Origin of the sequence: Methanoculleus sp. UBA430 (assembly GCF_002506585.1) — an archaeon.
Classification (GTDB): Archaea; Halobacteriota; Methanomicrobia; order Methanomicrobiales; family Methanoculleaceae; genus Methanoculleus.
Window position 1 is genome coordinate 158,948 of the sequence record NZ_DAXW01000016.1, and the last position, 18,562, is coordinate 177,509.

Consider the following 18,562-nt stretch of genomic DNA (forward strand, 5'->3'; position numbering starts at 1 on the left):
AGTAGATAAGGATGAGTGGTAAGCCGTTGCTGGTAACGTGTGGGCTCCCGTACACGAACGGTCCCTGCCATATCGGGCATCTGAGGACCTACGTGCCGGCGGACTTTTATGTGCGGTATATGCGCCGGTCCGGGGAGGAAGTTGTCTTTGTCTGCGGTTCCGACAACCACGGAACGCCGATCGTGATCAGCGCCGAGCAGGAGGGCTCGACCCCACGCGCCCTCTCGGAGCGCTATCACGAGCACTTCTACGAGACGTTCCGGCGGATGGATGTCGTCTTCGACCGGTTCGGGATGACGGACGATGCCATGAACCACGAGACCACTCAATCGATCGTCGAGCGGCTCATCGAGAATGGCTACGTCTACGCTAAGACCATCAGCCAGAGTTACTGCCCGCAGTGCGAGCGGTTCCTCCCCGACCGCTATGTGGAGGGGATCTGTCCCCACTGCGGAGCGGTCGCCCGGGGCGACGAGTGCGACCAGGGGTGCGGGCAGCACCTGGAGCCCGGCGAGATCAAGGATGCGGTCTGCAAGGTCTGCGGCGGGAAGGCGGAGTACCGGGAGCAGGAGCACTACTTCTTCAAGCTCTCGGCCTTCCGCGACTTCCTCCTCGAGTACCTCCCGGACCTCCGGGGCACGTCCACCGCCCGGAATTACGCCCTTGGGTGGGTGAAGGAGCTCCTGCACGACTGGTGCATCACCCGGACGCTCGACTGGGGCGTGAAGTTCCCCGGAAGCGATGACCTGGTTGTTTACGTCTGGGTCGACGCGCCTATCGGTTACATATCGTTCACGAAGGAGTGGGCAGAAGCGGCGGGCGCCGACTGGAAGGACTACTGGTGCGGCGACGAGACTCGTGTCACGCACTTCATCGGCGGGGACATCATCTACCACCACTGCATCTTCTGGCCGGCACTCCTCAAGGGGGCGGGATACGGCCTCCCGCACGCGGTGGTCGCGAGCGGGATGGTCACGATCGAGGGGAGGAAGTTCTCAAAGTCCCGCGGCTATGTCGTCTGGACGAACGACGACTACCTGGATAAGGGCCTCCCGGCGGACTACCTCCGCTACTACCTCCTCTCCTACACGAACCATACGAAGGAACTCGACTTCTCCTGGAAGGTCTACGCCGAGCGGGTGAACAACGAGATCGTCGGGACGCTCGGGAACTTCATCTACCGGACGATGTACTTCGCCGAGAAGGAGTTCTCGGGTGTTCCCGACCTCGCGCCCCGGCCGGCGGTCGTCGAGGAGATCGAGCGGTCGCTCTCCGTCATCGACGCCCTGATGCGGGACTATGACTTCAAGAACGCCGTCGATGCGATGATGGCGCTTGCGTCGTTCGGGAACGTCTACATCCAGAACAACGCCCCCTGGAAGCTGATCAAGGAGGACCCGGCCGCGGCGGAGCAGGTGATCGCCGACTGCCTCCAGATTGTGAAAGCGCTCGCTCTCGTCTTCGAGCCCCTGATGCCCGATGCGATGCAGCGGGCCTGGACGATGCTCGGCTACGACGACGATCTCGCGGCCCACCCCATCGCGGAGGCCACGGCGCCGCTCGGCGCCCGTCCACTCGAAAAGCCCTCCACCCTCTTTACGAAGATCGAGAAGGAGCAGATCGCCGACCTTGATGCGACCCTCAACCTGCGGGTCGAGAAGGCAAATGCGGCCGCCGAACCGAAGATGCCCACCGTCTCCATCGAGGAGTTCGGCAACCTCGATATCCGGACGGCGACGGTGATCTCGGCCGAGCCGATCAAGGGCTCGAAGAAGCTCTACAAACTCATCGTCGACCTCGGCGGCGAGAAGCGGCAGGTCGTCAGCGGTATCGCCCAGTTCTACAAGCCGGAGGAGCTGGTGGGCAAAGACGTGGCGCTGATCGCAAATCTCGCGCCGGCAAAGATCTTCGGGGTCGAGAGCCGGGGGATGATCCTCGCCGCCGGGGACGAGGCCTCCCTCCTGGTCCCCCTCCGGCCGGTCAGTCCGGGGACGAAGGTCCGTTGATCGGGACGACCCGGTCGATCCTGTTTTTCATCGAGCGCCGGTCGTAGACGACGACCCGCCACTCGCCGTCGGGCGAGAACGGCCGGACGCCGGGATGGTAGGCGGCTGAAAAGACTATATTGGGCTCATCGGTGATCCAGTAGCCGGATGCGGCCGGGTCGTCTGTAAGGAGACAAAAGATGTATGCAGCCCTTCCGTCAGCGAGGGTTGCGTTCCCGAGTATCGCGGTCTCCACGTTATGGAGAACTCCGTCGGGGTCGGTGAGGTAGACCCGGCACTCCGTGAAGTTGATCGTGCTCCCTGTTATCCGTATCACCGGCGTCCCGGCATGGCTGGCGACGGCCTCCACCGGGGAGGCGGGAGAGACCCCGGGGACCGTGATCCTTGCTGTCTCGCCGGACAGGAGGAGAACTCCGGCGACGACGGTCATCATCACTGTGGCTATGATGATGGCACAGACCGTCGCCGTTCCGGTGGAGATGGGGCCCCGTTTCACGAGCAGCCATTGGGCACCATCTTATATTTGAAACTGTGGGTGCTGTGGGGGAGGGCGAGGAGATAGCAGGGGCGTGTTTTAGAAAAATCAATGGAATTAGTCCGGATGTCCTAGAGGCGGTCGAGCGCCTCTCTCCCGGTCATGCCGACGGCGACCCCGCGCTCGCATGCATACCGGTTCGCCCCCTTGATCTCGCCGCGGAGGAGGTCCTCGATGGTCTCGATCGAGGATGCGCTTCCTGCGGGTTTGACACGGGCTGCGGGGTATCCGAACTTCTCAAGCGCATCGACGTCGAACGCGCCGCAACCGACCATCCCTGCATCGGTCACCACCGCCACGAGGTTTACCGGGCCGAGGGGGGATGACGTACCCGTCGGCGTCTTTGCCGGTCAGCCTGACCGTTTCGTGCTGCATGGGATGTCGTTGGCCGTCTGCCGTCATCAACTTCGTGGTTCCGGCCGGGGGGTGCGTTAGCAGGAATCTTTGCATTGACTGGGCAGGTTCTATCGCGTGCAGCGAGGAGTATTCCATGGACCGGATGCCTGTATTTCTCTTACGGCGAACAACTCACAAATCCGACGGGCCTGGGGGGATTCGAACCCCCGACGTCCGGGTTAGAAGCCCGGCGCTATGTCCTGGCTAAGCCACAGACCCTCCTGGTTCCCATACATTTTGGCGGTCCGGGGATATTAACTCTTTGAGGGGCCGGCTGTGTGCACACCTTGCGGTGCTCGAGCTCCGGCTCTTCGGCCCGTCGCACCGAAAAAGAAAGGTGTATCAGCCGGCCCGGTAACACGCCGACCTGATGATCTCGACCTTGGTTGGATCTCCCCACTTCCGCCCTTCCACGTCGCGGGCGATGGTCGTTCCCCGGAACTGGACCTTGATCCGGGCCGACATCCGCTCCCGCTCCTCGAAGAAGAACGGGTTGACGAACTCGATCCGTTTCATGCTGATGTTGAGGACGAGGAGGTCTACCATAATCCCCGCATCTCCGGGCGAGAGGTCTTCCTCGTTGACCGACGTCATGAAGATGCACTCCCCCGGGGCGGTCTCGGTCAGCGAGATGATGTTGTGGGCGCTGCTCAACTCGAGAGTGCGGGCCTTGCCGCTCTTGAGTTCAGCAATGACTGCCGGCGATATTCCTGTTAATGCTGTGTGCTTCATGGCCAATCACCCGTACATCGGCAACTGCTCTCTTCTCGGGGTGGCCTCGGTCTTCTGCACCTGCTCGGAGATCTGGGCCATGGCCGCCTCGATCTCCACCGCCTGTTCGAGTAGTGGGTTGATGTCCAGGCTGATGTTGTAGATCTTGTTTAAGACCTCGATCGTGGCCGCGGAAGACCGTGGATCGGGGGTGTTCACTGTCTCCCCGAGAAGCCCGAGCCCCGGTATGCCTCGTGTCTTGCACTCCGTGAGGATGCTTGCCGCGATGCCGGAGAGGCTCCCCATCGGGAGGATGATCGTCTCTTCTTCAAGACGCTGCAAGATCTCACGAGTGGTAGCGACTCCAAAGACCCTCTTCTCCGGCTCGTTCGTGATGATCCCCGCAATCGTGGTGATCTCCTTGATATCAAACCGGGTGAGCCAGTCCATGATGCCGTTCGCCACCTCGTAGCAGATCATCGGGTGGATGGGGACGTCGGAGATGACCGCGGCGAGGTTATCCTTCTCGTAGAGGCGTACGGGCGCGTTGATCACGCCCTTTGTCATGAGAGCGACCGGCGGAAAGTATTTGCTGGTGATTGTCCCGATCTGCTCGAAGTCCATCTGTTCAACGAGGTACTGCAAGGCAATACTCCCGACGAGTCCGCTGCCGGGGAACCCGATCAACACCGTTTTTTCGGCGCCGGCAAGCGCTCTGGATATGACCTTTATATCATCCATGGAACCAACCACTCAACCTCGGATTAGTTTAACATAGTTGGCTGTCCCTTAAAAATATTATGCAGGAATACCAGATCAAGCGCGGATACACGAAATCTCTTGCGGAATCCATGATTCAGGGTCTTCGCGACCAGTTCGGGACCGAACCCGCGGCATCGGGTGACGGCCACTACACAGTCACTTACGGAGCGCTTCGTCGTCTTGAAGTCTGGTCCGGTGCAGGGGGAAAGACCCTGATCGTTGATACCGAGGCAAACAAAGATGCCGATGATGAGACGATCATCGACACCAACCGCCGGTTCCGGAACTACCTCCAGCAGGTGACCGGGTATACGGCAAAAGAGCGGGCGAAGAAGGCGCAGCAGGCCCTGAAAGGAAAGGAATAGCCGGTTCCTTCTCTTCGGCCCGGTATGACTTCTTTTTTTGCGGGCTCTACAACCTGTTGTTGTGTTACTTCTCACCTGTCCATCTTCTTTCCGGGTTTTCGTGCCGGGAGTGCGGCACAGGTTCTCTGCACCAGTTCCTTCAAGAACTCACGGTCGTCCAGCTCGTCGATCAGGAAGTACGGTCTGGCACCTTCGTATGGGGGTGCGGTCTCGCCGTCCGGCATGAACTCCTTCCCGGCCTCCGTGATCTTGACAAAGAACTGGTTGTTGCAGACACAGGCGAAGAACTTCCCATTGCAGTAAACCCCGTATTCCCCGAACATCTTCCTGTAGGTGATGACCCCGGCATCGCCGAGCTGTTCGGCCACGAACTCCACGAACTCCGGCGTCGACGCCATACGGACTCACCTCGCCTCCCTGCACCAGGTTCTGCACTGTTCGATCCTTCTCCCGCCGTCGCCCTGGTTCGCGTCGAACGCGAACGCTACCAGCTGTTCGCAGGGAAACACATCACACCTGCCGCAGTTCTCGATCCCCTTCGCCTCGCAGCAGACTTTCAGGGGGCAACTCTCACCCCAGAACGGCTTGTCGATCGCTTTACATCCCTTGCAGCCCGCCTTTGCCCGGTATCCGCACTTCCCGCAGAGTATCCCGCACCTTGACTCGATCATCTCTCCACACTCTGCCTCTCTGCATCCCTGCGGACAGTCCGCCGGAGACGCACACTGGCGTATTCACGGTCTCCGGGCAGGTGGATTTACTTGATCCCTGCAGGGCGAAAGTGAATCGAAGGCCGGCAGGCGTCTCTGAAGAAAAAAGAGGGTACTATTCTATCACAATCGCCGGCTTGAAGGGCAGGGCCCCCGACGCCTTCGGGTGCGTGCTCGCTTCGGCGTTCTGGACCGTCACCGGCACGCCGAACTCATGCTCCAGGAACGAGCGAGCGCCCTCGAGGACTGCCTGTTCGTCGAGGCTGGAGGCCGCGAACTGCTTCACGAGTTCGGGCGGGAGTTTCAGGACGAGCTTCGTGATCTGCTTCGCCGCATCCGTCGCCTCGCGGCCGCGCTTGCGCATTCCATCGTTCTGCATGATCTCGCGCATCACCCTCGTCTTGTCGGCCGAGGCCGCGATGATCCGGAAGGCCTCGTGTTTCCAGGCGGGGGCGACGAAGAGGCTGATGGACGCGGGCTCCATCGGGATGAGTTTCACGATCGACTCGATATCTTCGACCGTCCGTGCGAGGAGTTCCTCGGCAAGTTCGATCTCCGGATTGACCCGGCACTCGTCCACCTCCGGCCAGGGGGCAAAGGAGACCATGCCTTCCCCGCCGATATCGCTCCAGAGCGACTCGCAGGTGAAGGGGATGATGGGGGCGAGCAGCCGCACCCATGTGCGGCAGAGATCCTGCATCACGGCCCCGCCGGTTGCGCCCTCGGGAAGGCGGCGACGGTACCACTTCAGGTCGGCCTCCACGCCGAAGAACGCTTCCTGCAGTGCCTGCCGGGTCTGGAACGAGTCGAGTGCAGTGGTCGTGCTCTCGATGCGGCGCTGAAGCCTGCTCGCGAGCCAGGCATCGATATCGGAGGCGTCTTGGACCCCTCTAGCTTCATCGACCGTGTTCCAGAACCGCTCGATCTGCTTTCTTGTCGACGAGACGAGTTCGTTTCGCCAGTCAAAATCCTGCCAGGGTTCCGCGCTCCCGACAAGGAACATCCTGACGGTATCGGCACCGAACTCCTCCACGGCGTCCTCGAGCAGGAAGACGTTTCCTTTGCTCGAAGACATCTTCGCCCCGTTCAAGAGGCCCATCCCGAAGACCACCATGCCCCTCGGCTGCAGTTCCGCCGGGAAGACGGCCCGGTGGTGGAAGAGCTGGAACGTGAGGTGGTTTGAGATGAGGTCCTTAGCCGAGAACCGGTAGTCGTAGGGGTACCAGTAGAGGAACTCGCTCCTGAGGCGGTCGAGAGTCTCCCGGTCAACGGTCTCGGGGTTCCCCTCGCCCTTGAAGATGTACTCGAAGACCTCCGGGGTCAGGTTCTCCGGCGGGATGGCTTTTAAGTGGTGGGCGATCGTGTAGTAGGCCATGTAGACTGTCGAGTCCGAGAGCGGCTCGATGATCCAGGTCGGGTCCCAGGGGAGTTTCGTGCCGAGCCCCACCCGCCGGGTGCAGGCCCAGTCCTTCAGCCAGTCGACCGTCCGGTCGAACTCGGTTCGCACCTCGGGCGGGACGAGCGCCATCTGCTCGAGCTGGGTCTTCACCTGCTCCTTCCAGCACGGGTCGCTGTACTCCAGGAACCACTGGTCGTGGAGGATCTTCACATAGACCCTGCCGCCGCACCGGCAGATCACCTGGCGGTTGTCGAACTCGTACATCGGGATGGAGCCGTAGCGCTCCATCATCAGCGCCGCTACATCGTCCCGGGCCTCTCGCACCGGTTTGCCGCCGTACTTCTCAAAGACCTTCCCGCGGGAGAACTCGGCGCTGTAGATCTCCTGGGTGAGCGCCTCCATCCCGGGGTCGTTCTGGTCGCGGATGCCTGCCCGCTCGACCGCGTCCTTCGCCGGGATCTCGCCGTAGCCATCGACGGAGATGAGCGGGACCGGCCGAATGGCCGTGTACTTCCCCTGCTGCTGCAGGTCGCGGAGCGCAATGTAGTCGAAGGGTGCGTGAGCGGGGACGCTCATGACGATGCCGGTCCCCATGTCGGGGTCGACGAACGTTGCCGGCAGGACCGGGACCTCGCCGGAGAGGGGGTGCGAGACCATCTGGTCGATGAACGCGGTCCCCGGGATCTCCTCGGTCACCAGAACCTCGTGGTCCTGCAGGGCGAGTTTCCCTGCCGCCTCCCTGCTCAGGATCCACTCCTCGCCGTCTACCATCGTCCGCACGTAGGTGACGTCCGGGTTCACCCAGAGGTTCGTCACGCCGTAGACCGTCTCGGGCCGGAGAGTCGCGCACGGGACCCGGGCATCGCCCCAGGAAAAGACGACCAGGGTGAACCTGATGATCTCGGCCTTCTCGCCCTCGAGCAGGTCGTGGTCGCCGACCGGGTTCTCGCACTGGGGGCAGTACTTGACCGGGTGGGCACCCTTGACGACGTGCTCCTCCTCGTGCAGGTGCGCGTATTGCCATTCGATGAACTTGCTGTACTGGGGATCGACGGTGATGAACCGCCGCCGCCAGTCAATCGAGAGCCCGCACTTCTGCATCACCCGCTGGTACTCCTCCGAGAAGTAGCGGACGATCTCCATCGGGTTGATGAATCGGTCCAGGATGTCCTGCGACACCCGGTAGAGGTCGCGGTAGAGCCCGATCGTCTTCGCATCACCGTTTGCGATCCTCTTTGAGATCCCGATGACCGGGGTGCCGGTGACATGGAATGCCATCGGGAAGAGGACCTGTCTCCCCTTCATCCGCTGGTACCGGGCGATGACGTCCGGGACAATATAGGTCCGCCCGTGCCCGACGTGCATCGCCCCGCTTGGGTAGGGGAATGCCACGGTCAGGTAATACTTCTCCTTCTCAGCCGGATCGGCCTCGAACGCGTGCTCCCACCGGGCGCTCCATTCCCGTTCGTTACTCCGCATGTCCAGTCCGCTCACTCTACGCCTCCTGATCTTGGTTCAATCATCTTCCAGTTCGCCTCACACCGGCCGCAGCCGGATCGTCTCGCCCTCATTGTAGCGCTTGATCATCTCCTGGGCGATCGTGCTGTTCTTGGCGAGGAGGATATCGCCCTCCTCGTTCACCGTAGCCGTGAAGAGATATTCTTTCCCGGCGAAGACATCGACGATCTTCCCCTTGTTCTCAAGAGAGACGATCGTCAGTTGCTTTCGATCGAGGCGGATCTTGATGCCGCCGGCAAGTTGCATCTCCTCCTCGACGGGCTTCTGCACCTCAAGCTCGCTCCTCGGCCTGATGTCGATACCGATACCAAGTTTGCTCACGATTGCAGAGACGTTCTTTCCGCCTTTTCCGATCGCTGCCGGGACATCCTTGTCCTCGATGTAGACGACGGCTTTGTTGTCGCTGATGATCCGGACCTCGACCGGTCCTGTCGTATACCGCCCGATCTCGCGCTGAACTTCCTTCTCGGCAACCTTCCAGGAGACGTTCTCTTCGGGCTTTGCTGCCGTTGCGGCGGTGGGCGGGGCCTCCGTAACGGTTGGGGGCGCCTCAACGTCTTTTTTGCTGACCGGCATCACCAGGGTCTCTCCCTCGTAGCGGAAGATCTCGATCTCGGGCTCCCGGCGTGAGTGTTCGTAGACGACGATCACCGGGCGGATGTGGGTATCCCCGGGCATCCCCTCCGGGGTCTTGACCGTCAGTTCAAGGTCGTAAATCTTCGTGATCGCGCCCTCGGCGACATAGATGATGGTATTGATGATCTGGGGCAGGACGCTGTAGCCAACGCGGTCGCAGAACCGCTGGAGGCAGTCATGCACCTCCATGGCATGCACCACCCCGACCATGCCCATCCCTGCAAGGCGCATATCGGCGTAAATGCCGAAGTCCTCGTTCTTCCGGATCTCATCGAAGACGACGTAGTCGGGCCGGACGAGCAGGAGGGCTTCGGCAGTGTTTGCCATGCTGCCGTCGAGGGCCGTGTACTGGGTGATGTGGTCGGGTACCTGCAGGTCCCGCGGTGCCTCCATTGTCTTGACGATGAAGTCGTGGTCGGCAAGGAATGTCGCAAGGCTCTGGGCGAGCGTGGTCTTCCCCGCTCCCGGGGGTCCTGCTATCAGGACCCCACGACGGTTCCCGAGGATCCGCTTCTTGATCTCCGGCGCCATGTCGTAATCGTCGAGCGAGAGGTCTACGAGTGGTCGTACTGCCGTGATCTCCATGCCGTCCGAGAACGGTCGCCGGGCGATCGATATCCGGAGCGACCCGATCTGGACGACCGTGATCCCCCGCTTCTCGAGCTCGATAAAGCCGTCCGGATCACGTTTTGCCCGCTCGAGGAGTTCCTGGGCCATGGACCGGAGCTCGTACTCGTTCATCGGCGCATCCCGGAGGGTGACCAGGCGGGTATCCCCGAGTTTTCCAATCTTTGCCACCGGCGGGGCCCGCTCTTTGAGGGTGATCGCGATCGTCTCCTCATCGAAGTACTGGTCGATCGAGAGCGGCGAGAAGTCCCCGATCTGCGGTCGTAAGTAGGTGACGTCAAGTCCCTTTGCCTTTGCCACCTCTGCCTGCACAAGGTCGCTCGTGATGAACCGGGCGTCATGGAGGAGGGCGACGTTCCTGATCAGGGCGTCGATCTCGCCGCCGCTCGAGAGTTTTACCTGGTCAAGGCTCGGACGCTCTCCGGAGAACTGGAGTTCTATGATAGTATCCTCCGACATCCGAAAGAGCTCCTGGAGTTCGGTCAGACCGGAAAACCCTATCTCCCTTCCCTGATTTGCCTGGGCCTCCAGTTCGGCGACGACGGCTTCCGGTATGATTATTGTTGCGCCCTTATATTCTCCTGTTTTTATCATCGATGTTATGCGCCCGTCTATCACGACGCTGGTATCGGGTACAATTTTCATAAAAAATCACCATAGTAATGAGGTCATTCACCCTTATTAGCGTATACCTTCTCCGGATCAAAGACGATTCCGGCGATCTCTTCCCCTTCGATCGTTCGGTAGAAACATGAGGCATGGCCGGTATGGCAGGCAGCTCCGGTCTGTTCTACTTCATAGAGGACCGCATCCGCATCGCAGTCGACGAGCACCCGGCAGACCCGCTGAAAGTGCCCGCTTTCTTCTCCTTTCTTCCAGAGTTTCTGCCTGCTTCTGCTGTAGTAATGCGCGTATCCGGTGGTCCGGGTGAGTTCCAGTGCTTCGGTGTTTGCGTAGGCAAGCATCAGGACCTCACAAGTTCGCTTCTCCTGCACAATGACAGGAACCAGTCCGTCTTTAAATTGTATCTTCATATTGGTTCACATTCCTGCTAGAGTCTTCATAATAACAAAGAGGATATCTCCTACGAGTAATGCAGCCAGGAATCCCGCCGTAATTGGTATGATGAATGGAATACCGTAAGATATCCAGACCCTGCCGGCCTTCCGGTAGAGGGCAAGTTCCTCCTGGTAATCTTCGGGGTGCAGCCTGAGATCTTTCGTGTATAGTCGCCGCTCCCCCCGTACGATGCGCTTAAGCGACTCGGTAAACCCGACGAACCGCCTGACCAGCTTGCCGTCCTCTTCCTCGATATCCTCCATGACAAAACCGAATTCATTCTGGATCGACTTTCCGTCGACGGGAAAGCCGGTGAAGAGGCAGGATGGCGGGGCCCGGTTGCCCTCGATCAGGTTCTTTGCGAGTATTGCAACCGGTGCCGCGATGTTGATGAGCACGGCGTTCGTCAGCACCGTAAACGGGAAGAATCCGAGGGGCGAGGCACCGAAGTAAGGTTCGATCGGGAAGAACGGGAGGCAGGCGGTGATGATGATGAGAGCGTACGCATCTGCTCCTCCAAAGAGGTTTGCGGCCTGGAAGATGTAGAAAAATCCGCAGAAGACCGCGACCAGAAGAAGGTACCCCGCTGCCGTTCGCCAGTCTGCGAGGAGGGTCAGTCCATATACCCAGACGGCGGCCGGAATCGCGATCGCGAGTGCAGGACGCCAGGTCCTGTGGGGCACCCGCCGCTCTCTTGCATCCAGGATCGACGCGTAGATGAGCGTGACCCCTATCGCAGCCGCTGCAACCATGAGCGGGACAACTACCACGGGCGGAAGAATCATGGGCCAGTACTCTATCCACCTTTCATCTCTTATTTCTGGCGATCTTTTTTTATCCAGAATCGCTTCCGTTTCGGCGCGCATTCGCCGGACAGGGTCTTCTATGATGTTATCCTGGGTTTGGGCGTCCCTGGGTTAGCTCTTTCTGCGATCGGTGCTTTTCCTGAAACCCCTTGATTTCGTGAGATTTATGCCAGCAAATGGGCTCTTTCAGGTTCCCGGATGCGACACTTTCAATCAAACATTTACTCGAATGGAGATCGGGCTACCATAAGGTATTAATAATAGTATAGTGATGAGGTATACTGTGGCAGGGGGTAAAAATCCCCTTTCCTGCATAATAATACCATACCTGAAGATGTGCATGGACATAAACGACCTTTTGGACGAGATCCTCCTACAGTCGACGTATGAGGGGCGTTTTACTCTTGACGAGTTGTTACACCACAACGCCGTTCATCCTCCGACCGGTATCGGGGTCTTCAAAGCGAAGACGCATACGTCTTTCCTGGTTCTCCTCGGGGGCGAACCGGACGGCGCCATATTTGTCGATGAGAAGGGAACACTCTTTGGCGACGCGGCGGTCCTGCGCCTTACCGGGGGGGAGGAGTTCGAACTCCATCTGGTGGCGCCGCAGATCGTCGACGCGCTGGTATCACGGTGCCGGGTCTTCGAGAAGAGCCACCTGAGGAAGAACGGCCGCCTTGACATCCCGACCATCGGCACGCCTACCCGGCAGCGGGTAGGGGTGCTCTGCCTGACCGTGCGCGACAGCCGGGCACCCCTCGCCGGAGCCCACGTCTCGATCCGGAAAGGAAAACTGGTCATCACAAGTGATGTGACGGATTCCGGTGGAAGGGTCTGCTTCCGGCTACTGAATGGGCGCTATATGTGCGTGGTCTCGGATAGAATCGGAGAGCGGACGCGGCGTATCATCGAATTCCATGATCCTCAGGTAGAAACGTGCGTTGATATTGGGGGCACAGAGGATGAGAGCACATGAGGATGAAGAACGTGAATTGATAGCAGCGGTCAGAAACCTTTTCACACTACCCGGGAGGCCGGAGGCCGGCAATGGAGATCCCACGAACGGGTCTGATGAAACCGCTCCGCTGTCCCACCCCGACGAGGGGGAGACCCGGGAAGAGGCGGCTCAGGACACCGATCCTTCCGGTTCCGGCGGAGACGAAGAGCAATCCGAGCCTACCTCAGGGCCGGCGCCGAAGAGGGCGGGCATCCGTTCGCTCATCGACGCGGTGACGGGATCCGGGAGTACCGAAGACCGGCACGCAGCCGGCGGCGGGGATCCGGTCAGGGCCCTCCTCAACCGGATCGAACGGCGCAGGGTAGAGGCGGATGCCGGGGGAGCGCCCCCCCTGCCGGCGGCGGAGGGTATCGAGGCAGGACCGGAGATGCCGGCCATTCTGCCCCGGCAGAATGACTCCTCCGGTATCCTCAGCCGGATGAAGGGGTGGCGGGAGGCTGACACGCTCGACGTCGATGAGCCCGGGCCTGATGAAGACCTGAACGCCGGCGTGGTCTCGGTCGATGACCTCGGGAACCTGGCGGACCTGATCCTCCCGAAGAGTGCGACATTCGCGGTCGAGGAACTGAATATCAACCGTGACGACCACCATTTCGACTTTGTCGACAATGCCCGGGTTGTATCGGAGTTCGACGACCTCTTTGCCAGGACTGTCTCATCCCCTGCATTCGTCGCAGCCGCGGCGCAGGTAGCGATCCCGGCTGAAGAGGGCGTGCAGCCCCGGTTCGGGTTCCTCAAGAAGTTCCAGTTCCCTGGGGCCGGGGAAGCGATCGAGGAGTACAACTCCACGTTCCATGGGCCGCTTGTCGATCTCTCCATGCGCCCGTCGCCGGGGCTGGAGGAGATCGAGCTCTACCCGGTGAACGAGCCGTATGCTTACGTCCGGGTGACCTATGACGGCACGACGCACGAGTATACCTATCATGTCCTCGAGCCCGTGCTCACGCCTGGAGAACAGGAACTCTTCGGGGAGATCAAGGAGCGCCTCTTTGAGACGCTCGACATCACCACCCGCGACCTCACCCGTGAGGCAGCGAGGAAGGCGCTCCGGGACTCGGCAAACACCATCATCGCCGATTATGGGATCCACCTCACGCCGCCCGGGCGGGAGAAGATTCTGTACCACGTGGAGAAGGAGTTCCTCGGCGACGGCCTGATCGACCCGGTGATGCACGACAAGTACATCGAGGATATCTCCTGCGACGGCGTGAACAGCCCGATCTTCGTCTATCACACGACGTATGAGTCGATGAAGACGAGTCTCGTCTATCGGGATGCTGCAGATCTTGACTCGTTTGTCACGAAACTCGCGCAGCGGGCCGGGAAATACATCTCTATCGCCGAACCGATGCTGGACGCCACGATGAGCGACGGGTCGCGTATCCAGATGACGCTCGGGGCGGAGGTGACCGCTCACGGTTCGACGTTCACGATCCGGAAGTTCCGGGAAGAGCCCATCACCCCCACAGACCTGATCGAGTGGCACACCTTCTCGCCGCTCGGGATCGCCTTCATCTGGCTCGCGGTCGAGAACGCCAAGTCCTGCATCTTTGCCGGCGGGACGGCGTCGGGGAAGACGACGACCTTGAACGCCATATCGCTCTTCATCCCGCCGCTCGCGAAGATCGTCACCCTCGAGGATACCCGCGAGTTAAAGCTCCCTCACCCGAACTGGATCCCAAGCATCACCCGGGACTCGTTCTCGCAGGACGGGCGGGGCGAGATCGATATGTACGAACTCCTGCGTGCCGCTCTCCGGCAGCGCCCGGAGTACATCCTGGTCGGCGAGGTCCGTGGCCGCGAGGCCCTGACCCTCTTCCAGGCGATGAGCACCGGGCACGTCACTTACGCGACGATGCACGCCGACTCGGTGGCGAGCGCCGTCCACCGCCTGGAGAACCCGCCGATAGACGTGCCTCGGAACATGCTCTCGGCGCTCTCCCTGATGTCGATTCAGGTCCAGGCCCGGGTGGGCGGGCAACGGATCCGGCGGAACAAGCAACTCATCGAGATCCTGGATATCGACCCCCGGACGAACGAGCTGATCACGAACGAGGTCTTCCGGTGGCACCCGGCAACCGACGAGATCCGCTACTCCGGCAAATCCTACATCCTCGAGCAGATCATGGAGGACCGTGGATGGAGCGAGGAGCGGATGCAGGAAGAACTGAAACGGCGGCAGGAGGTGCTCGAATGGATGCGCATCAAGAAGATCCGATACTTCCGTGACGTGAGCAAGATCCTGGTCTCCTACTTCCGCGACCCCGAGACAGTCATCGAGCGCGTGCGTTCCGACCTCTACGGAGAGGACGGTGGCCTGGCATGAACGGTTACGAGCGGTTCTGCTTCAACCTGATCGGCCATGACTTGAAGGGGAAACGGGCGGACTTCATTAAACTCAGGAACGATCTTGTGGGAGCCCGGATGAATACGCCGTTTGAGGCCTACCTTGCGACCGCGTACGTCTCCTCGATCGTCGTGGGGCTGGTCGCTGCGGTCCTCATCGGGCTCCTGACCTATCTCTTGCGGGTCCCCGAGATGATCACCTACAAGGGAGCGGTCCCGGAGGTCTTTTACGCGTTAAACGACTACAAGCTCCTGATCGGCACCGTCGTTATCACGGTCCTCTCCCTCCTGATCTTCGGGGGGATAGCCTACCTGATCTACCTCCTCTATCCCGGCATACGAGCCGGGGAGCGTCGCCGAAATATCGAAACCACCCTCCCGTACGCCGTCAACTACGTCACCGCCATGTCCTCGGCGGGGATCACCCCCGACGAGGTCTTCCGGCTGCTCGGTCAGAGCAAGATCTACGGTGAGAGCGCCGTCGAGGCGCGTTATGTCTCCCGGGAGACCGACTTCTTCGGCAAAGACCTCCTTGATGCCCTGCGGACTGTCTCACAGGCGACGCCGAGCGAGCGGATGCGGGAGTTCCTGCAGGGGGCTGTTGCGAGTATCTCGAGCGGGAGCAACCTTACGGAGTATTTCCGCTCCAAGGCTCACCAGTATACGCTCGAGAATAACCAGCAGCAGAAGACATTCCTTGAGACGCTCGGCCTGATCGCGGAGTCTTATGTCACGGCGATGGTTGCGGGCATGCTCTTTTTGATCATCCTGCAGTCGATCATGACGCTCATCTCCGGCGACTCGAATCCGTTCTTCCTCTACATCATCATCTACCTGATCGTGCCGTTCGGGAGCATGATGTTCGTCATCCTGATCAGTTCCATGACGCCGGAGGTGTGATCGTGGGATTCAAAGAGATCGTTGACGACTTTCTGAATCGGCTCCCGAACCGTGGTCCGGTTGAGGGCGCCCAGGAGCCCGATCCGTACGAGGAGCGGGAACAGGAGATCTTCGGGAAGATTGAGAACCGGCGGAAGTACCAGGAAGGGTTTTACCGGTTCCTCAAGCACCCGCTCCGGGTGATGATAGAGGAGCCTGCTACTGTTCTCTTCATCTCCATCCCGGTGGCACTCCTCCTCCTCATCGGAGGGTCCGTGAGCCTGATACTCTCCTACGGTGTCGGCGTCCTCTTCATGACGACGATGGTCGACGACGTCATTGTCTTCTCGCTCCTCATCGCCATCGTGCCGCTCGCGATCTTCGACCTCAAGGAGTCGCTGCGGGTATCGAGCATCGAGGCGTCCCTCCCGAACTTCTTCCGGGACGTGGCCGGGATGAACGACTCAGGCATGACGCTTCCGCACGCCGTCCATATCGTCTCGGAGGGCGAGTACGGGGCGCTTACACCGCACATCCGCAAGCTCGATACTGAGATCTCCTGGGGCGTCCCGTTTGTGGAAGCCATCCGCCGGTTCGGGAAGACCGTGAACACCCCGCTTGCCGAGCGGAGCGTCGACCTGATCGCCCACGCGAGTTCTGCGGGCGGGGACGTGAGCGAGGTGTTGCGGGCGGCGGCCCACGACGCTTACGAGTTTTTCAACCTGAAGTCGGAGCGGCAGACCGGTATGATGATCTATATGATCATCGTTGTGATGTCGTTCTTCGTCTTCCTCTTCGTCATAGGGGTGCTCTCGAGCACCTTCCTCACCACCATGGCGGAGGCGGGCGAGGCGGTCGCGGTGTCCGGTTCGAGCCAGGCGTTCATAGGCACCGTTGACCTCTTCCTCTATAACCGGATCTTCTGCCACTCCGGGCTGATCCAGGGATTCTTCTCGGGGCTTGCAGCGGGTGTCATGGGGGAAGGCCGGGTGCTCGCGGGGTTGAAATATTCCGCCGTCATGGTGCTGATCGCCTGGGTTGCGTTCCGGTTCTTTATCTAAAGGTCGGAATGGTGTTTCTTTTTTTATGATGGCCGGGTGGCCGGTGTTTGGCGACACCCGTCATTATCAGCCGGGAATTGTGGGAGTTCAGGCCTGCGTGGTCCGAAGCGATATCGGGCGTCCGGTTAAGGAGCCTACCACCGGCCGATCGCATCGTATCGTTTCCAGTACCATTGCAACGCATCGCGTTCCACACGTTTTACAAAACTATCTTTATCGTCGCAGTATCGCCCTATATTGTTCGGATACCGCATGGCGAGCTCCGACTTGAGAGCGGCATACGCGGCACCGACATCGGGATGGGACCTCAGGTAGTCCCGAAACGCCAGATGCCTTGTGATAGCATAGACGTTGTCGTACTGGAAGGCATGTATCTGGTGGGTGCGGTTGTGCCCGCCTTTGCGGAAGTATCTCCGTCCGGGTATCCCGAGTTCACCCATCGCTTCATAGCCGATAGCCTCAAACTGCCCCAAACACCCATCAACTTGCTCGATATCAAGTACGACCGGCATGATATCGATGATCGGTTTTGCTTTGAGCCCGGGGACCGAAGTGCTGCCGATGTGAAATATCTCCACCCTATTGTCTTTCAGGATATCCTCTATCCGGCGAGCTTCTGTGTGGAAGAGTTCCGGCCAGAGAGAGTCATAATCGACGACGGTTACGTTGATGTAATCGAGCGTCGTTGCGTCCGTCGGATATAGTTCCCTTTCGTTCATCTTCTATCAATCGGGCCGGTCATCCATATCTGTATGGCTCCGGTTGATGGTAGCGGTGTCAGTCCCGTTACGTCCATAGATATGCCTATCTTCCCTTTTTGTCGAGGTTCTGGCTGGAATCCCCCTTTTTGCATCTATTTATCCCTGACCGCTGTTTTGTGCTCAATGTATTCCCATCCCGAACCGCTCAATGGTCGTTTATCATCGCCACCAGCAGATCAGGATGAGTACCATCAGATGCGGGCGGCGGATTACGGGAAAACTGCACGTGAACCGGATAAGGCCTCCGACTGCGATGGAGAGATGGAATTGCAATTGATCGCATCACTTCAGAGACTATTTTATCTCTCAGAAACGATATTCAGCCATGAAGATGCAGGGAGTCATCACCGGTAAACGCGTTTATAACGTGGGCTACCGGGTGTTCCTGCTCCAGAGATCCCTTGAACTGGGATTCCAGAAGTTCAACGTAAGAAATCGGATTCAGAACGGCGCCGATCAGGTGGTGGTGCAATATGAAGGCGAGCCCGGGCAGGTGGATGCACTCAGTTCCATAATCCGGGAGGAGTGCCTGCCGGATGCAGTTGTCTCCGATGTTGCGTTTGAATCATATGAGGGGTATGTCGTCTCGGTAGCTGACTATATGCATGTAATCCAGATCGAGCAGCTCTCCAAAGGTATTCCTGCAATTATCAGCATCGATAGAAAGCAGGATAGTCTGCTTGAGAAGAATGATCAGATACTTCAGAAGATGGACCGGATGGAGACATCGATCACAAGCGAGATCCACGACCTACGTACCGATCTGCGTTCCCACCTCGATCAGAAATTATCTGCAATGGAACAGGATATCCAGCAGATCAAAGCAAAGATCGGTCTGCTCTAAAGACCCTTATTTTCTGTCCTCGATATGCTGAAGCCTGCCGGCTCTCTTCGGATCCCGCCCGGGGGTGCTTGAACTCCCGGCGCCCCAGTAATCGCACTCTCCAGTCCCCCGTACTCACGA

General features: G+C 59.7%; 18 protein-coding genes and 1 tRNA gene. 7 read left to right on the forward strand and 12 right to left on the reverse strand.

The window, feature by feature from the left end; genetic code table 11:
• The first annotated feature begins 11 nt into the window (after positions 1-11).
• Positions 12-2,006 carry a methionine--tRNA ligase gene (metG, locus tag BRA49_RS12535; protein WP_292386459.1) on the forward strand — a complete coding sequence of 665 codons (1,995 nt, stop codon included), beginning with the start codon at positions 12-14 and terminating at the stop codon, positions 2,004-2,006.
• On the opposite strand, the gene BRA49_RS12540 is transcribed toward metG, so the two are convergent.
• The 5 genes from BRA49_RS12540 to BRA49_RS12560 all read right to left on the reverse strand — a co-directional run bounded on the left by BRA49_RS12540 (position 1,981) and on the right by BRA49_RS12560 (position 4,389).
• Positions 1,981-2,502 carry a hypothetical protein gene (locus BRA49_RS12540; RefSeq protein WP_292386461.1) on the reverse strand — a complete coding sequence of 174 codons (522 nt, stop codon included), beginning with the start codon at positions 2,500-2,502 and terminating at the stop codon, positions 1,981-1,983. The two genes, metG and BRA49_RS12540, sit on opposite strands and share 26 nt — an antisense overlap.
• A gap of 110 nt (positions 2,503-2,612) precedes the next feature.
• Positions 2,613-2,840, reverse strand: coding sequence for a YunC family protein (locus BRA49_RS12545; RefSeq protein WP_348532098.1), 228 nt, complete (start codon positions 2,838-2,840; stop codon positions 2,613-2,615).
• A gap of 241 nt (positions 2,841-3,081) precedes the next feature.
• Positions 3,082-3,156, reverse strand: a tRNA-Arg gene (locus BRA49_RS12550).
• Positions 3,157-3,279: 123 nt separating this feature from the next.
• Entirely contained in the window at positions 3,280-3,669 is a 390-nt protein-coding gene (locus BRA49_RS12555) for a DUF473 domain-containing protein (protein ID WP_292386462.1), read from the reverse strand.
• Positions 3,670-3,675: 6 nt separating this feature from the next.
• Entirely contained in the window at positions 3,676-4,389 is a 714-nt protein-coding gene (locus BRA49_RS12560; protein WP_292386463.1) for a proteasome assembly chaperone family protein, read from the reverse strand.
• A 59-nt stretch (positions 4,390-4,448) separates the two neighbouring features.
• Here BRA49_RS12560 and BRA49_RS12565 point away from each other — a divergent pair, with 59 nt between their 5' ends.
• The gene (locus BRA49_RS12565) at positions 4,449-4,775 is read left to right on the forward strand and encodes a DUF5611 family protein (protein ID WP_292386464.1); all 327 of its coding nucleotides are present in this window, start codon (positions 4,449-4,451) and stop codon (positions 4,773-4,775) included.
• 71 nt (positions 4,776-4,846) lie between these two features.
• Here the strand turns inward: BRA49_RS12565 and BRA49_RS12570 are convergent, their stop codons facing one another.
• The 6 genes from BRA49_RS12570 to BRA49_RS12595 all read right to left on the reverse strand — a co-directional run bounded on the left by BRA49_RS12570 (position 4,847) and on the right by BRA49_RS12595 (position 11,509).
• Positions 4,847-5,173 carry a TfoX/Sxy family protein gene (locus BRA49_RS12570; RefSeq protein ID WP_292386465.1) on the reverse strand — a complete coding sequence of 109 codons (327 nt, stop codon included), beginning with the start codon at positions 5,171-5,173 and terminating at the stop codon, positions 4,847-4,849.
• A gap of 6 nt (positions 5,174-5,179) precedes the next feature.
• A complete protein-coding gene (locus BRA49_RS12575) occupies positions 5,180-5,446 on the reverse strand; it encodes a DUF3795 domain-containing protein (RefSeq protein ID WP_292386466.1) in 267 nt (88 codons plus the stop codon).
• A gap of 154 nt (positions 5,447-5,600) precedes the next feature.
• Positions 5,601-8,378, reverse strand: coding sequence for a leucine--tRNA ligase (gene leuS, locus BRA49_RS12580; protein ID WP_394339125.1), 2,778 nt, complete (start codon positions 8,376-8,378; stop codon positions 5,601-5,603).
• Between the two features lie 42 nt (positions 8,379-8,420).
• Positions 8,421-10,310 (reverse strand): PINc/VapC family ATPase, encoded by a 1,890-nt coding sequence (locus tag BRA49_RS12585; protein ID WP_292386467.1) that lies wholly within the window; start codon positions 10,308-10,310, stop codon positions 8,421-8,423.
• Positions 10,311-10,333: 23 nt separating this feature from the next.
• On the reverse strand, positions 10,334-10,699 hold the full coding sequence (gene hisI, locus BRA49_RS12590; RefSeq protein ID WP_292386468.1) for a phosphoribosyl-AMP cyclohydrolase: 366 nt from the start codon (positions 10,697-10,699) through the stop codon (positions 10,334-10,336).
• Between the two features lie 6 nt (positions 10,700-10,705).
• Positions 10,706-11,509, reverse strand: coding sequence for an A24 family peptidase C-terminal domain-containing protein (locus BRA49_RS12595; RefSeq protein ID WP_292386469.1), 804 nt, complete (start codon positions 11,507-11,509; stop codon positions 10,706-10,708).
• 361 nt (positions 11,510-11,870) lie between these two features.
• On the opposite strand from BRA49_RS12595, the gene BRA49_RS12600 reads away from it, so the two are divergent.
• From BRA49_RS12600 to BRA49_RS12615, 4 genes are read left to right on the forward strand one after another with little or no spacing between them, the layout of a single operon-like run.
• Complete coding sequence (locus tag BRA49_RS12600) at positions 11,871-12,509, forward strand: hypothetical protein (protein WP_292386470.1); 639 nt, start codon at positions 11,871-11,873, stop codon at positions 12,507-12,509.
• Positions 12,496-14,877 (forward strand): type II/IV secretion system ATPase subunit, encoded by a 2,382-nt coding sequence (locus tag BRA49_RS12605; RefSeq protein WP_292386471.1) that lies wholly within the window; start codon positions 12,496-12,498, stop codon positions 14,875-14,877. The genes BRA49_RS12600 and BRA49_RS12605 overlap by 14 nt, the downstream gene beginning before the upstream one ends.
• On the forward strand, positions 14,874-15,797 hold the full coding sequence (locus BRA49_RS12610; RefSeq protein ID WP_292386472.1) for a type II secretion system F family protein: 924 nt from the start codon (positions 14,874-14,876) through the stop codon (positions 15,795-15,797). Before BRA49_RS12605 ends, BRA49_RS12610 begins: the two co-directional genes overlap by 4 nt.
• Positions 15,798-15,799: 2 nt before the next feature.
• Positions 15,800-16,837, forward strand: coding sequence for a type II secretion system F family protein (locus BRA49_RS12615; protein ID WP_292386473.1), 1,038 nt, complete (start codon positions 15,800-15,802; stop codon positions 16,835-16,837).
• 134 nt (positions 16,838-16,971) lie between these two features.
• Here the strand turns inward: BRA49_RS12615 and BRA49_RS12620 are convergent, their stop codons facing one another.
• Positions 16,972-17,556: a GrpB family protein gene (locus BRA49_RS12620; RefSeq protein WP_292386474.1), complete on the reverse strand. Its 585-nt coding sequence runs from the start codon at positions 17,554-17,556 to the stop codon at positions 16,972-16,974.
• A gap of 367 nt (positions 17,557-17,923) precedes the next feature.
• Between BRA49_RS12620 and BRA49_RS12625 the strand changes: the two genes are divergently transcribed.
• Positions 17,924-18,442, forward strand: a complete 519-nt coding sequence (locus BRA49_RS12625) for an acylphosphatase (RefSeq protein WP_292386475.1) — start codon at positions 17,924-17,926, stop codon at positions 18,440-18,442.
• The last annotated feature ends 120 nt before the right edge of the window (positions 18,443-18,562 follow it).

Coding starts and splice junctions, on each gene's coding strand:
- metG (WP_292386459.1), top strand. CDS start 12: ATGAGTGGTAAGCCGTTGCTGGTAACGTGTGGGCTCCCGTACACGAAC.
- BRA49_RS12555 (WP_292386462.1), bottom strand. CDS start 3,669: ATGAAGCACACAGCATTAACAGGAATATCGCCGGCAGTCATTGCTGAA.
- BRA49_RS12560 (WP_292386463.1), bottom strand. CDS start 4,389: ATGGATGATATAAAGGTCATATCCAGAGCGCTTGCCGGCGCCGAAAAA.
- BRA49_RS12565 (WP_292386464.1), top strand. CDS start 4,449: ATGCAGGAATACCAGATCAAGCGCGGATACACGAAATCTCTTGCGGAA.
- BRA49_RS12570 (WP_292386465.1), bottom strand. CDS start 5,173: ATGGCGTCGACGCCGGAGTTCGTGGAGTTCGTGGCCGAACAGCTCGGC.
- BRA49_RS12575 (WP_292386466.1), bottom strand. CDS start 5,446: ATGATCGAGTCAAGGTGCGGGATACTCTGCGGGAAGTGCGGATACCGG.
- BRA49_RS12585 (WP_292386467.1), bottom strand. CDS start 10,310: ATGAAAATTGTACCCGATACCAGCGTCGTGATAGACGGGCGCATAACA.
- hisI (WP_292386468.1), bottom strand. CDS start 10,699: ATGAAGATACAATTTAAAGACGGACTGGTTCCTGTCATTGTGCAGGAG.
- BRA49_RS12595 (WP_292386469.1), bottom strand. CDS start 11,509: ATGATTCTTCCGCCCGTGGTAGTTGTCCCGCTCATGGTTGCAGCGGCT.
- BRA49_RS12600 (WP_292386470.1), top strand. CDS start 11,871: ATGGACATAAACGACCTTTTGGACGAGATCCTCCTACAGTCGACGTAT.
- BRA49_RS12605 (WP_292386471.1), top strand. CDS start 12,496: ATGAGAGCACATGAGGATGAAGAACGTGAATTGATAGCAGCGGTCAGA.
- BRA49_RS12610 (WP_292386472.1), top strand. CDS start 14,874: ATGAACGGTTACGAGCGGTTCTGCTTCAACCTGATCGGCCATGACTTG.
- BRA49_RS12620 (WP_292386474.1), bottom strand. CDS start 17,556: ATGAACGAAAGGGAACTATATCCGACGGACGCAACGACGCTCGATTAC.
- BRA49_RS12625 (WP_292386475.1), top strand. CDS start 17,924: ATGAAGATGCAGGGAGTCATCACCGGTAAACGCGTTTATAACGTGGGC.